A 13182-nucleotide genomic window follows, 5' to 3' on the forward strand; every position below is an offset into this window, starting at 1 on the left:
AAGCTATCCATATTCCTCAATAGCTCAGTCGGTAGAGCATGCGGCTGTTAACCGCAGGGTCGTTGGTTCGAGTCCAACTTGAGGAGCCACACAGGGGTATAGCTCAGCTGGTAGAGCAGCGGTCTCCAAAACCGCGTGCCGTGGGTTCGATCCCTACTGCCCCTGCCATTTCGCTGCTATAGCTCAGTCGGTAGAGTGCATCCTTGGTAAGGATGAGGTCACCAGTTCAAATCTGGTTAGCAGCTCCAGAAAAGCAGCTTATTTCTTCGGAAATAAGCTGCTTTTCTTTTGCCCGCGACGCGGCGGGTTTGCCATTGTCAAATCCCGGGGGATTTGCTATACTTTTATTTACGGCATCGGCGTTCAGCGCCGCACGCCGCACGATATTTCACAGAGAAGAGGACAAGCCTTGCAAATCCGTCATTCCCTTATCTTGTTACTTACCGCCACCATCTGGGGCGTGGCCTTTGTCGCGCAGAGCGTCGGCATGGAGTATGTCGGCCCGTTCACCTTTCTGTGCGCGCGCAGCGTCATCGGCGGCTGCATACTGCTGCCGGTCATCGCGGCGCTGCGCAGAAGCAGCACGCCCCCGCATGAGGCCCCGGCGCAGGCGCGGCACAGCCGCAAAATGCTGCTGCGCGGCGGCGTATGCTGCGGCGTGATGCTCTGCCTTTCCTCGGCCTCCCAGCAGATCGGCCTGCTGTATACTACGGTCGGCAAGGCCGGTTTTCTGACCGCCTGCTACATCCTGATCGTCCCGCTCATCGGCCTGCTGTTCGGCAAAAAATGCGGGCGGCTGGTGTGGTGCGGCGTGGCGCTCGCGCTTGTCGGGCTGTATCTGCTGTGCCTGACGGGCGGGCTGCGCGTCAACACGGGCGATCTGCTGATGCTGCTGTGCGCGGTGCTGTTTTCCTGTCACATTTTGCTGGTCGACCATTTTTCGCCCCATGTGGATGGCGTAAAAATGTCATGCATCCAGTTTTTCGTGTGCGCGGCCGCCGCAGCCGTGGGCGTTGTTCTGTTCGAGCTGCCGGACGCGCCGCTCAACCGCTTCGGCTTTGCCGCGCCCAGCTGGGATGCGCTGCGCGCCGCATGGCAGCCCGTGCTGTACGCGGGCGCGCTGTCCTCCGGTGTGGGCTACACCTTGCAGATCATCGGCCAGCGCGGGATAAACCCGGCGGTCGCCTCGCTCATCATGAGCCTTGAGTCGGTCATCTCGGTCATCGCGGGCTGGCTGCTCCTCGGGCAGACGCTGACCGCGCGCGAGCTGTGCGGCTGCGCACTGATGTTCATCGCCATCCTGCTCGCCCAGCTGCCCGATACGGGCGGCAACCCGCAGGACAGCGGACAGACAGGCACACCGGCCTGACCCCACATCCCACACACGATATCACCGAACGGAGCAAAGCCATTATGAGCCTGAAACTGCGTCATTCGCTGCTGCTTTTGCTCACCGCAACGATCTGGGGCTTTTCGCTGGTCGCGCAGCGCGTCGGCATGGATCACCTTGGCCCGTTTGCCTTTCTGTGCGCGCGCGGCATACTCGGCGGCAGCGTGCTGCTTGTGCCCGCACTGCTGCTTGGCCGCTCGTCTGCGCGGGCGGCAACCCCGCATCAGCGGCGCGCTGAACGAAAGCAGCTGCTGTGCGGCGGCGTGCTGTGCGGCGCGCTCCGCTGCGCCGCCTGCGGCTTGCAGCAGATCGGCCTGCTGTACACCACGGTCGGTAAGGGCGGCTTTCTGACTGCCTGCTACATCCTGATCGTGCCGCTCCTCGGCCTGCTGCTCGGCAGGAAATGCGGGCGGCAGGTGTGGGGCAGCGTCGCGCTTGCGCTGGTCGGCCTGTATTTCCTGTGCTTGTCAGGGGAACTATCCCTTGGCGTCGGAGACGCGCTCTGCTTCGCCGGCGCATTTTTCTTCGCCGCGCACATCATTGCGACCGACCGCTTCTCCCCCCACGTGAGCAGTCTGGCGCTGTCCTGCCTGCAATTTTATGTGTGCGCCGCCTTTTCCGCGGTTGGTATGCTGCTGTTCGAGCTGCCGAAAGCACCACTGAATGTGGTCGGCTTTGCTGCACCCAGCTGGGGTGCGCTGCTTGCCGCTTGGATTCCGCTGCGGTACGCGGGCGTGCTGACCTCGGGGGTGGCAGACACGCTGCAGATCGTCGGCCAGCGCGGGATGAACCCGACGGTCGCCTCGCTCATCTTGAGCCTTGAATCGGTCGTCTCGGTCATCGCGGGCTGGCTGCTGCTCGGGCAGACGCTGACCGCGCGCGAACTGCTCGGCTGCGCGCTGATGTTCATCGCCATCCTGCTCGCCCAGCTGCCGGGCAGACAGGCCGCGGCTGACGCATGAAAAAAACGGTCTAACCGGATGGTTAGGCCGTTTTTTATCTGAGTATGCAGGCGCGCGCCTCAGCCGTGTCCGGCGAGCGCGCCGTACAGGCCGGGGCGGCGGTCGCGGAACACGCCCCACGAGCGGCGCAGCGCGGCGATCTCGTCCAGATCGAAGGTGTGCGTCAGGACGCAGTGCTCATCGCGCCCGGCCTGCTCGACCAGCGCACCAGTCTCATCCGCGATGAAGGACGAGCCGTAAAACGTCAGCGAGGAGGACTGGTTCTGGTTGTCCGCCGAGGGTGTGACCGTTTCCGTGCCCACACGGTTGGCCGCAATGACCGGCATCAGGTTAGCCGCCGCGTGTCCCTGCATACAGCGCCGCCAGTGCGGCATAGAATCACAGTCAAGGATCGGCTCTGAGCCGATGGCGGTCGGGTAAAAGAGCAGCTCGGCGCCGCCCAGCGCCATACAGCGCGCGGCCTCAGGAAACCACTGATCCCAGCAGATGCCCACGCCGATCTTGGCATAGGCTGTCTCCCAGACCCGAAATCCTGTATCACCCGGCGTAAAATAAAACTTCTCCTGATAAAAATGGTCGTCCGGGATGTGGCTCTTGCGATATTGGCCGAGTACCGCACCGTCCGCGTCGATTACGGCGACGGTGTTGAAGAACGTGTTGCCCACGCGCTCGTAATAGCTCACCGGCAGCACGACCCGGTAATCCCGCGCAAGCTTTTGCAGCGCGTTTACCGCCGGACTCTGCTCCATCGGCACGGCCAGACGGTAATTTTCGTAGTTCTTTTCCTGACAAAAATACCAGTTTTCAAACAGCTCGGGCAGCAGGATGATCTGCGCGCCCATCGACGCGGCCTGCTCGACCTGCTGCACAGCTTGCGTAAGGCCGTAGGTCATCTGCACCGCGGCCACGGTCACTTTGCTCATATTGACGCTCCTTCTTTATACCTTGGGTATCTGCTGTGTGATGCAATGGATGTTGCCCCCGCCGATCAGGATATCGCGCGCGGGGATGGCGATGACCTGACGTGTCGGGAACAGCGCCTGTAGGATCCGCTGCGCGTCTTCGTCCGCCGGGTCGCCAAAGGCGGGCATAACGATCGCGCCGTTTGCGATATAAAAATTGACGTAGCTTGCCGCAAGGCGCTCGCCCGGTGTGCGGGTAGGTTGTCCATCACACAGGTCAAGCCCGCCGCATTCTTCCGCCGTGATGGTGACGGGCGCGGGCAGCGGCAGCTTGTGCACCTTGATCTTGCGCCCCTTTGCGTCCTCCGCCGCCTCGAGCGCGGCAAGGGCGGCCGCTGAAAGCGCGTACTGCGGGTCGGCTTTATCGTCCGTCCACGCCAGCACGACCTCGCCGGGCGCGGTAAAGGCGCACATATTGTCCACATGCTCGTTGGTTTCATCGTTGTAAATGCCGCGCGGCAGCCAAATGACGGTGGACACGCCCAGCCAGTCGCGCAAGGTCTGCTCGATCTCGCTCTTGGACAGATGCGGATTGCGCCCCGCGCTGAGCAGGCAGGCCTCGGTGACGAGCGCCGTGCCCTCGCCGTCGACATGGAGCGAGCCGCCCTCGCAGATGAAATCCCGCTTGTCGTAGCAGTCGTTCTCCAGCAGGTCGCAGAAGCGGCGCGCGGCGCGGTTATCGCGCTCCCAGCTCGGGTACAGTCCATCCACCGCGCCGCCCCATGCGTTAAAGCCCCAGTCGATGCCGCGGCGCGCGCCCTTGCCGTTTACCACAAAGGTCGGCCCGATATCGCGCGCCCATGCGTCGTCCGTCTCCAGCACGACCAGACGAACATGGGCGGGCAGTTGGGCGCGGGCGTTGTCATACTGCCGCTCCGAGCACAGCACGGTCAGCCTTTCGCTCGCCGCGATGACCTCGATCACCCGCAGAAACGCCTTGCGCGCGGCATACGCGCCGTATTGCCACGAGTCCGCCCGCTCGGGCCAAATCATTAGGCAGCCCTCGTGCGGCGCGAATTCCGCGGGCATATAAAAGCCGTCCCGCGCCGGTTTGGTATGCAAAATTTTCATTTTCTTCTCCCCATACGGTTTTGTCCTTATATAGAGTACATCATTTTGATTGGACTTGCAACGCTTTCTGCCATATGTTACACTAAAGCTACAAATCCCTATACCATCCGAGGAGGAACCCATGTACGATTATCCCTATTATTATGCGCAGATCTACCATCTTGCGTCCGTTTTTACCGTTCTTTTGCCCGTGATGGCGTTTCTTCTCGCGCTTGCGGGGGGACTGGCGCTGTATTTTCTGTTCATGCGCCGACCAAACGACGCCTACCACGGTGCGGCGGCCAAGCTGCACGATATCCTCAACTTCCGTGTGTTCTTCTCGGAGTCGCTGCTGCGCCTGCTGTACGCGCTGGCCGTTGCCGCGCTGGCGGTGTACAGCCTGATCCTGCTGTTTATCAATGCACCTGCCGCGATCGCACTGTTTCTCACCGGCAATGTGCTGCTGCGCCTGTTGTTTGAGCTTTTGCTGCTGTTCGTCGGCCTGTGCCGCAGCCACCGACCGGGGACCGCGCCGCAGCCCGAGCAAGCTCCCACCGCACCGCAGTCTCCTATCGCACCGCAGTCTCCTATCGCACCGCAGTCTCCTATCGCACCGCAGTCCCCTGTCGCACCGCAGTCTCCTGTCGCACCGCGACAGGAGCAGCCGCACGATGGCCAGTAAAATAAACACACGTTGCGCTCCGGCTTATATTGCCAAAAGCGTATGGACATGATATAATAGCTGCAAAACAGCTATTATATCAATTATAGAGCAATTCTATTACCAGCGGCACAGGGGCGAATGATTTGGTCTTACAAGCGCTTGCCGCTGTGATAAAATAGTAAACATACGGAAAGGAGGCCGTACGCGGTGAAAATACAGGAAAGTGCTGAGAACTATCTGGAAGCCATCCTCATGCTGCACAAAAAGAACGGTTCAGTCCGCTCGATCGATGTGGCGCATTACACCGGCTTTTCCAAGCCAAGCATCAGCCGTGCCGTCGGCCTGCTGCGGGACAACGGCTATGTCGCGATCGACCAGAACGGCCTGCTGTGCCTGACCGAAGCCGGGCTTGCCATCGCGGAGAATATCTACGAGCGGCACACCGTGCTGACCGCGCTGCTGACCGCGCTCGGTGTCTCGCCGGAGACCGCCGCCGAGGACGCCTGCCGCATCGAGCATGTCATCAGCGAGGAGACGTTTGCCAAGATTAAGGAGCACGCACGGCAGCATGGCACGCTATGCGCCGACTGACACGCAAAAAAACAAGGGCCGGTCCGGCAAGGGTCGGCCTTTTTCCATCCGTAAACAAAGGAGGTATGCGCGCGTGGCGCAAACCATCGAACACCTGCCCAACGGACTTACCCTGCGGCAGGATGACCGCTATTTCAAGCTCGGGCAGGACAGTGTGCTGCTCTCGGCCTTTGCAAAGCCGCGCCGGGGCGCCCGTCTGCTCGACCTCGGCTGCGGCACAGGCGCGCTTGCACTGCTGCTGTACCGCCCCGACTTGACCATCACCGGGCTTGAGCTGCAGGAGGGACCGCTCGCGCTGTTCCGACAGTCGATCGCGGACAATCAGGTGCCGGTCACCGCGCTGCAAGGCGACCTACGCGCGATCCGCACGCTGCTGCCGCACGGCTGCATGGACTATGTGGTGTGCAACCCGCCTTATTTTGACCGTCTCTCCGGTCAGAGCGCGCCCGCGCCTGCAAGACGCACCGCCCGGCAGGACGACACCTGCACGGTCGAGGAGCTTGCGCTTGCCATCGCGTTCGTGCTGCGCACGGGCGGCAAGGCGGCGCTCGTGTTCCGCCCCGAGCGACTGTGGACGCTGCTCGAAGCGCTTTCCCGTGTGCGGCTGATGCCCAAACGGCTGCGCTTCGTGCACCAAAACGCGCTGGCCGCGCCCTCCGCCGTGCTGGTCGAATGCCGCAAGGGCGGCAGCGCCGAGGGGCTGGCCGTCGCGCCGCCGCTGCTGGTCGAAAGCGAGGAGTACCGGCGCATCTACCACCCGCAAGCCGCTGCCCCGTGAAAAATTGTCCTGTTTGATGCTAAATGTAAATTATTGAGGAAATATTACTATGAGTAATGCAACCCTGTATCTCGTCGCTACGCCGATCGGCAACCTCGGCGACCTGTCCCCCCGGGCGCGCGATGTGCTCGCGGCAGTCGACCTGATCGCCGCCGAGGACACGCGCGTCAGCCAAAAGCTGCTCCACGCCTGCGGCCTGCCCAAAAAGCCCATGCTCTCCTATTATGAGCACAACCGCCGCGCGCGCGGCGAGGAGGTGCTTGCGGCGCTGCGCGCCGGGCGAAGCTGCGCGCTTGTGACCGACGCAGGCACGCCCGCCGTGTCCGACCCCGGCGAGGATCTGGTCGCGCTGTGCGCCGCGCACGGCATACCGGTCGTGCCGGTGCCGGGCTGCTGCGCGGCGGTGTGCGGACTGGCCGTTTCCGGCCTGCCCACCGGGCGCTGGTGCTTCGAGGGCTTTCTTTCGGTCAACAAAAAGACCCGGCGGGAACATCTGGACGCGCTTTCAAACGAAAAACGCACGATGATCTTTTACGAAGCGCCGCACAAGCTGTGCGCCACGCTGCGCGACCTTGCCGCCGCCTTCGGCGGGACGCGCCGCATCTCGCTTTCGCGCGAGCTGACCAAGCTGCATGAAGAGACGCTGCGCATGACGCTGGACGAGGCCGCCGCCCACTTTGACCGTACACCGCCGCGCGGCGAGTTCGTGCTGGTGGTCGAGGGCGCGCCGGACACGCCCGACAGCGCGCCGGACGAAGCCGCGCGTCTTGCCGCCGCCGCTGAGGCCGTGCGCCGCCGCGTTGAGGGCGGGCAGACGCAAAAGGACGCGGTCAAGGCCGTCTCGGCCGAAAGCGGGGTGAAAAAAAACGCGCTCTACCGTTATGTACTCGAACAGACACAGCAAAACCCCTAAGGCAACACCGCACAATTACGTCTTCGGCGCTTTGCGGCAATTTTTCTCCCTAATTTTGTTGCAATTGCTTGCAATACATCAAGTATTGCTGTACAATTGCGCCTCATCAGTGCGCAGAATTTTCTCGCAAGCCGCTCTTGCCGAATTATGCGGTATTGCCCTAAAAAAGCACGCTCTGTTCACACAACGAACAAATTGCCGCGCTATACTATTGCCATGTCAAACAGAGGTGAGAGCGATATGTCTACCATTTTGATTGCGGACGACGAGGCGCGCATCCGCCGCCTTGTCAGCGATTTTCTGAAGCGGGACGGCCATACCATCCTCGAAGCCGCCGACGGCGATGAAGCGCTTGCGACCATCGAAAACCGCCGGCGCGGGCTGGATCTGGCCATCCTTGATGTGATGATGCCCGGAAAGGACGGGTTTGAGATCCTGCGCGAGCTGCGCAGGCAGGAGGGCGGCGACGGCCATCTGCCTGTGATGATGCTGACCGCGCGCGCCGAGGACGCCGATCAGGTGCGCGGACTGGAGGAAGGCGCGGACGACTATGTGACCAAGCCGTTCTCCCCGGTCGTGCTGGCCGCGCGCGTGCGCACGCTGCTCAAGCGCGAGGGGCGCGCCGCCGCCCCGGTCGAGCAGCTTGGCGCGCTTTCGATCAACGAGCTGCGCCGCGAGGTGCTGATCGACAACACCCCGGTCGAGCTGACGCCCAAGGAATACGAGCTGCTGGTCTATTTTAAGAACAACCGCTCGATCGCGCTCTCGCGCGAGAGCATCTTAAACGCTGTGTGGGGTTATGATTATTTCGGCGACCTGCGCACGGTGGACACCCACGTCAAAAAGCTGCGCGCCAAGCTCGGCGCGTGCGGCGCAATGATCGAGACGGTGCGCGGCTACGGCTACCGCTTTGAGGGCAGCGCATGAAGGCGCATTCGATCCGCTACAAGTTTTTTGCCGGGATCAGCGTGGTCGCGCTGGTGTTCATCGGCGTGCTGCTCGTTCTCAACCTGTTTTTTTACGATGACTATTATATGATGACCCGCCGCAATGAGCTGAGCACGGTCTACCAAAGCGTGCGCCGCAGCTATGCCGGCGGCAGCGGCAACATCGCCGCCACGCTGGACGCACTGGAAAACCGCAGCGCCGCCCGGCTGGCCGTCATCCGCTCGAACGGCACGATCATCTACGCCTCTTCCTTCACGCGGGACGCCGCCGACCCGCCCGAGGGCGGTGCGCCTCTCTTTGGCTATAACGGCATGTTTCTCGATTTTAACGATATCCGCTTTCGCGGCTATGCCGTGCTGGCGGCTGTATTTGCCAACGTCGATTGGCACACGCTCGGTAGCGATTACCAGTTTTTGACCGTCTCCCTGCGGGACAGCGACCAGTACCTTTGTCTTGCCGGCTCGATCGACACGCAGGCGGACACCTATCTGATCGCCTATATGCCCTATGCGTTTATCGAGAACAACTCGTCGCTCAATCTCGTGTTTTTGCTGATCGCGGGCAGCTGCGCGCTGCTGATCTGTATCATCTTTGCCTATTTCCTCTCGCGCCAGTTCACCCGGCCGCTGATCGCCATGGCCGGACTGGCCGACCGCATGAGCGAACTGGATTTTTCCAGCAAATATGAGGGGCAGGAGCGTGACGAGATCGGCCGGCTTGGCCAGTCGCTCAACCGCCTGTCAGCCTATCTGGAGCAGGCCGTGGGAGAATTGCAGCAATCCAACACCCAGCTTGCGCAGCAGATACAGGAAAAGGAGCGCATCGACAACATGCGCCGTGAGTTCATCGTCAACGTATCGCACGAGCTGAAAACGCCGATCGCGCTCATCCAAGGCTATGCCGAGGGACTGACTGCCGGCGTGGCCGATGACCCCGAGGACCGCAAGTTTTACTGCGACACCATCGCGGACGAGGCCGACCATATGAACAAGCTGGTCATGCAGCTTTTGAGCCTGTCCAAGCTCGAGCTTGGCGCTGAGCAGACCTTCTATGAGGAGATCGACCTGCACGCGCTATGCGAGGAGGCCGTGCGCAAGACAGCAGTGCTGTGCGCCAGCCGCGGCCTGACCGTCGACTACGCTGACACCCGCGCCACCGTCCGCACCGACGCAGGCTTGCTCGAACAGGTGCTGATGAACTATCTGTCCAACGCCATCCGCTACACAGCCGACGGTGGCCGCATCGAGATCACCGCCCACCGCACTGGGCGCGGCGTATGTCTGCGCGTGTTCAACGAGGGCAGCGGCCTGCCCGAAGACGAGCTGCCCAAAATCTGGGAGAAGTTTTACCGCACTGACCGCGCCCGTTCGCGCGAAAACGGCGGCACCGGCATCGGGCTGTCGCTCGTCCGTGCGATCGCGGACACGCTGCACGGCTCATGCGGCACGGAAAATGTGCCGGGCGGCATCTCGTTCTGGTTCGAGTTTGCCGATGTGCCTGAAACCGACGCATAGGCGGGCGTACCCACCCTCACTCAATCAAGCGCGTCTCCCGTTCTACCGCGGGAGGCGCGCTGCGCTGGTAAAACGCATCCAGCGCCGCTGCCAGCTTTTCGGGCGCATCGCGGTTTACCTCATGCCCCGCGCCCTCGATGATGTGCAGCTCAGCATTGCGGAGCATACCGGCCATATCCCAGGATGCCTTTTTATTGGCACGGTCTCTTGCACCGCAGAGCACCATCACCGGACAGGCGACCGCCTGAAGCGAATGACTGAAATCGAGCGCCGCCATGCTGGCGCACAGCCGAAGCACAGCCGCTTTGGGCCAACCCATCTGCGCAAACGCCGCTTCGGGCAGCAGGCGGAACAGCAAATTTTGCAGCTTGAGCAGTCTTTTCGGCATTCGGTACGGCGTGGCGATCAACACCAGCGAGCCCACCTTGTCCGGCTGCTCAAGTGCATATTGCAGCGCGAGCACGCCGCCGAGCGACAGCCCGCAAAGGTCGATGGGCTGCGCTGCTTGGTTGCAGCTGTCCGCAAACGCCCGATACAGGCTTTGATAGCTGACCTCCCTACCGGATAGCAGCGCCGCCAGATCGGGGCATATGGTCTGTCCGGTGCATGACATCTGTGCGATGGTTTTTTGCCAGCTTGCGGGCGTTTGACCCAAGCCGTGGACGAATACCTGTTGCATATCATCCCTCCCATGTGTCTATGATACCATGCGCGCCGCCAATGTCAAGCGGCGCTGTTTTTGTGCCCAAGCAAATCTTTGGACACATAGGTCGCCCACCCATTGTCTGCAAATTGGCAGCAGAAGCATGTCTCATGCAGCATGGCATCAGATATTGCTGATGCTTTTGGGGGCATCAAAACACCCCCTTTGCTTTGGATGTCAATCTTGCAACAAGAGAAATCGTACTGCCAAAAAGAGTCGGATATTGAAACGGGAGCAAAGGCACACCGAAACCACATCGCACCCGCAACCTCAGTGGTTGCGTCCGCCCCCACAGCATACCGCCTGCGGCACACCCACGCCACAGACTTACAGACAGCCGGGCTTCCGATCAATATGGCAGAAAATCTGCTCAGGCATCCACACATCACCATGAGCGCACGCATGTACACCCACCTATCAGAAGCAGCTTTCACAGCCGCCGCAGAAAAGGTGTATGCGCTGGGGGCAAGCGTTCAGATCAAAGTGGGTGACGCATACGCCATTACAGAAGCCCTGCCGGATGCGTGCGCCTCCTTCAGCGCGTATACCTTGGCTGAGGCAGATTGAAAAGCCTCATCCTGCTCAAAACAGCCAAGATTTCCTTGTATTGTGCCAATCGGTGTGCTATCCTGTCAATCGGCGCAGCCGTGCCAACGGTTGGCGGTTATTCCCACCATTCCCTTAGAGGGGAGGTGGTACTATGGTTACATATTCGGAGCTGATTCAGTTTGCGATTATGCTCATAGCCTTTGCCGGTCTGATTCTTCAGATAAGCAAAAGAAAATGACCGCCCTCACGTCCAAATGAAGCGGTCAATTTCTTGATCTAATCTTTTGGGAGTAACCGTCAACCGGCTGCGCCCCTTTTCTATTTCTAATTATAACCGCCCTATATTGATTTGTCAAACCCGATTCCCCTCGTGGTGACCGGGTTTTTTATTTTAGCTGTGCAGTATTATTCTAGCTAATAGAAAAAATGACTGCATCACAGGGCGTACGCATACCTGATTCATAATTGGTTATAGAATTGCCTTTTACTCCCATTTTGGCACCATACTCAGCCTGAGTCATATTTTTGCTTTTGCAAATTTCCTTTATTCGTTCATCTAAAGCGACCACCTCCTTGCTTAACTGATATATATCAAAACTTACATAGTCAATATAAAGAGAATAATTGTATTAATAAAACTCTTACCAAGACTTATAATGCTCTCATAGAGATATAAAAGAGTATGAAAGCAATGCTGAGAAGTGATGTGCGGCAGATCAGCCGGGAAGAAAAATCGACGTGGCAGAGATTGCGCAGATGGCGCGTAAGCTGCCTGACAAGGAAAAAGAACGCTTTTTCTATATGATGCCAGGCGTCGCTCTGATGAGCAATGAGGAGTGTCATCATATGCAGGCAGATGCATAGAGGAGTTAAATCCCGACCTGCATCTGCTGGGCTGTCTCATCACCTGCTTCCAGCATGTGGATGGCGAGCGGCAGGGTGGGGACTGGCTGCGGCAAAATCTCAATTGTCCGGTGTTTGCCTCCAACATCAGGTACAGCGGCAAAGTCGTGGGAAGCTCATTTGAGGGTTTGCCGATCTCGGAGTACAGCCGCACCTGTGGCGCGGCGCGGGATTACAGCGATTTTGCCAGCGAGTATCTGCACGGCGGCGAAAGGAGCTGAGACTATGGCGAGGTTTGCCACACGGTAACGGCGCTGGCTTCGCTGGACACTGCGCCGGAGCAAAAAAACGCTGGCAGTCTTTTCAGATTCCAGCGTTTGGGGTGCTATTCAGTTCTTACCATTCCATCTATTCCTAAAAAACTAATTTTCAATGTCGTTCCCGGCAGAGACACTCCTTCTCTACGGGTGATGCTGTGCTTGTCCTCCATTGAAAACCCGATGGTTTCCCCGTCATTGAGTGTCTCACCGCTTTCCAACACATAGGAAACTAAGTCAAGCAGAAAATTTCGCACATCAGAGGGTTGAGCGTTTGCATCCAATATCTCCATCTCCTCTTTTCCAAACTGTTCCATACCATAAGTGTAACAACACACACCACCCTCCCTGCGATATAGACCAAACCATATCCAGTTGAGAATAGGCAAGTTGCCCCCTTTCATCACATCCGCACCAGCCGCATAAAAGCGCGGTTCAAAAACTATACCGCTCCCAGCCATTATCCGATAAAAGGGCAAATCCCACAAAAGAACCGCTATTCTTATTTTTCTGTTCTTCCTGCTCCGTTGGTGTTTTTTTCTTTTTAAGTTTGTCGAATAAGCCCATTGTATATTCCCCTTTGCTAACCTCGATTGAAATTATCTCTGTCTGAATTGAAAAAATTATAGCATAAGGATGTGAATAATTCAAACGTTTCGCACCATAATGGGCGGGAGCGGCAGCACATTAGGCTGTTGCCCCCCTGATTGCCCAACAGTGAAAACAGGAGCGGCGCACCGGCGGAGCTGATGCAGTATGATTCGGAGCAGTATCACGCGCTGGTCGTGGCGGGCGGGCTGAACGCCTATCTGAACGACGTGGAGCGGCAGGCGCAGGAGGAGCTGGAGCAGATCGTACAGGCGATGGCGCAGAAGGACGGGACGGACGAAGCGCTCAAGGCGCGCGACCCGATGAAATGGGTGAGGCTGATGAACAACTACCGTCACTGCGCGGCGGAGATCGTCCGACAGAACTGGTCGTAGGACAGGATGCAGACA

The 13182-nt window shown here is 59.4% G+C and carries 17 protein-coding genes and 3 tRNA genes; 14 read left to right on the forward strand and 6 right to left on the reverse strand.

From position 1 onward, the window contains the following. Positions 1 to 13: 13 nt before the first annotated feature. The 5 genes from MR935_RS04410 to MR935_RS04430 all read left to right on the forward strand — a co-directional run bounded on the left by MR935_RS04410 (position 14) and on the right by MR935_RS04430 (position 2352). Positions 14 to 89 (forward strand) — tRNA-Asn (locus MR935_RS04410). A gap of 3 nt (positions 90 to 92) precedes the next feature. Further along, positions 93 to 168, forward strand: a tRNA-Trp gene (locus MR935_RS04415). A 4-nt stretch (positions 169 to 172) separates the two neighbouring features. Beyond that, positions 173 to 248 (forward strand) — tRNA-Thr (locus MR935_RS04420). Between the two features lie 161 nt (positions 249 to 409). After that, positions 410 to 1369, forward strand: coding sequence for a DMT family transporter (locus MR935_RS04425; RefSeq protein WP_290571411.1), 960 nt, complete (start codon positions 410 to 412; stop codon positions 1367 to 1369). A 44-nt stretch (positions 1370 to 1413) separates the two neighbouring features. Next, the gene (locus MR935_RS04430; protein WP_442863009.1) at positions 1414 to 2352 is read left to right on the forward strand and encodes a DMT family transporter; all 939 of its coding nucleotides are present in this window, start codon (positions 1414 to 1416) and stop codon (positions 2350 to 2352) included. 59 nt (positions 2353 to 2411) lie between these two features. Here the strand turns inward: MR935_RS04430 and aguB are convergent, their stop codons facing one another. Both aguB and aguA read right to left on the reverse strand, forming a co-directional pair. Next, entirely contained in the window at positions 2412 to 3275 is an 864-nt protein-coding gene (aguB, locus tag MR935_RS04435; protein ID WP_290571413.1) for an N-carbamoylputrescine amidase, read from the reverse strand. A gap of 15 nt (positions 3276 to 3290) precedes the next feature. Beyond that, positions 3291 to 4385 (reverse strand): agmatine deiminase, encoded by a 1095-nt coding sequence (aguA, locus tag MR935_RS04440; protein WP_290571414.1) that lies wholly within the window; start codon positions 4383 to 4385, stop codon positions 3291 to 3293. A gap of 121 nt (positions 4386 to 4506) precedes the next feature. Between aguA and MR935_RS04445 the strand changes: the two genes are divergently transcribed. The 6 genes from MR935_RS04445 to MR935_RS04470 all read left to right on the forward strand — a co-directional run bounded on the left by MR935_RS04445 (position 4507) and on the right by MR935_RS04470 (position 9772). Then, positions 4507 to 5046: a hypothetical protein gene (locus tag MR935_RS04445; protein ID WP_290571415.1), complete on the forward strand. Its 540-nt coding sequence runs from the start codon at positions 4507 to 4509 to the stop codon at positions 5044 to 5046. Positions 5047 to 5235: 189 nt separating this feature from the next. Beyond that, positions 5236 to 5619: a metal-dependent transcriptional regulator gene (locus tag MR935_RS04450; protein WP_290571416.1), complete on the forward strand. Its 384-nt coding sequence runs from the start codon at positions 5236 to 5238 to the stop codon at positions 5617 to 5619. 73 nt (positions 5620 to 5692) lie between these two features. After that, on the forward strand, positions 5693 to 6397 hold the full coding sequence (locus MR935_RS04455; RefSeq protein ID WP_290571417.1) for a tRNA1(Val) (adenine(37)-N6)-methyltransferase: 705 nt from the start codon (positions 5693 to 5695) through the stop codon (positions 6395 to 6397). Positions 6398 to 6446: 49 nt separating this feature from the next. Further along, positions 6447 to 7310 carry a 16S rRNA (cytidine(1402)-2'-O)-methyltransferase gene (rsmI, locus tag MR935_RS04460; RefSeq protein ID WP_290571419.1) on the forward strand — a complete coding sequence of 288 codons (864 nt, stop codon included), beginning with the start codon at positions 6447 to 6449 and terminating at the stop codon, positions 7308 to 7310. A gap of 240 nt (positions 7311 to 7550) precedes the next feature. Then, the gene (locus MR935_RS04465) at positions 7551 to 8237 is read left to right on the forward strand and encodes a response regulator transcription factor (RefSeq protein ID WP_290571420.1); all 687 of its coding nucleotides are present in this window, start codon (positions 7551 to 7553) and stop codon (positions 8235 to 8237) included. After that, positions 8234 to 9772: a sensor histidine kinase gene (locus MR935_RS04470; RefSeq protein WP_290571421.1), complete on the forward strand. Its 1539-nt coding sequence runs from the start codon at positions 8234 to 8236 to the stop codon at positions 9770 to 9772. The genes MR935_RS04465 and MR935_RS04470 overlap by 4 nt, the downstream gene beginning before the upstream one ends. A gap of 16 nt (positions 9773 to 9788) precedes the next feature. Here the strand turns inward: MR935_RS04470 and MR935_RS04475 are convergent, their stop codons facing one another. Beyond that, positions 9789 to 10451 (reverse strand): alpha/beta fold hydrolase, encoded by a 663-nt coding sequence (locus MR935_RS04475; protein ID WP_290571422.1) that lies wholly within the window; start codon positions 10449 to 10451, stop codon positions 9789 to 9791. A gap of 141 nt (positions 10452 to 10592) precedes the next feature. Here MR935_RS04475 and MR935_RS04480 point away from each other — a divergent pair, with 141 nt between their 5' ends. Further along, a complete protein-coding gene (locus MR935_RS04480) occupies positions 10593 to 11042 on the forward strand; it encodes a tyrosine-type recombinase/integrase (RefSeq protein WP_290571423.1) in 450 nt (149 codons plus the stop codon). A gap of 392 nt (positions 11043 to 11434) precedes the next feature. Here the strand turns inward: MR935_RS04480 and MR935_RS10780 are convergent, their stop codons facing one another. Further along, entirely contained in the window at positions 11435 to 11593 is a 159-nt protein-coding gene (locus tag MR935_RS10780; protein ID WP_442863010.1) for a helix-turn-helix domain-containing protein, read from the reverse strand. 267 nt (positions 11594 to 11860) lie between these two features. Here MR935_RS10780 and MR935_RS04485 point away from each other — a divergent pair, with 267 nt between their 5' ends. After that, positions 11861 to 12148 carry a hypothetical protein gene (locus tag MR935_RS04485; protein WP_290571424.1) on the forward strand — a complete coding sequence of 96 codons (288 nt, stop codon included), beginning with the start codon at positions 11861 to 11863 and terminating at the stop codon, positions 12146 to 12148. A gap of 104 nt (positions 12149 to 12252) precedes the next feature. On the opposite strand, the gene MR935_RS04490 is transcribed toward MR935_RS04485, so the two are convergent. Continuing rightward, positions 12253 to 12573 (reverse strand): DUF4261 domain-containing protein, encoded by a 321-nt coding sequence (locus MR935_RS04490; protein WP_442863011.1) that lies wholly within the window; start codon positions 12571 to 12573, stop codon positions 12253 to 12255. Positions 12574 to 12619: 46 nt separating this feature from the next. Beyond that, positions 12620 to 12751 carry a hypothetical protein gene (locus tag MR935_RS04495; protein ID WP_290571425.1) on the reverse strand — a complete coding sequence of 44 codons (132 nt, stop codon included), beginning with the start codon at positions 12749 to 12751 and terminating at the stop codon, positions 12620 to 12622. A 182-nt stretch (positions 12752 to 12933) separates the two neighbouring features. Between MR935_RS04495 and MR935_RS04500 the strand changes: the two genes are divergently transcribed. After that, positions 12934 to 13167 carry a TnpV protein gene (locus MR935_RS04500; protein ID WP_290571427.1) on the forward strand — a complete coding sequence of 78 codons (234 nt, stop codon included), beginning with the start codon at positions 12934 to 12936 and terminating at the stop codon, positions 13165 to 13167. Positions 13168 to 13182 lie beyond the last annotated feature (15 nt).

This window comes from Agathobaculum sp. (assembly GCF_022775115.1).
Lineage (GTDB): Bacteria > Bacillota > Clostridia > Oscillospirales > Butyricicoccaceae > Agathobaculum.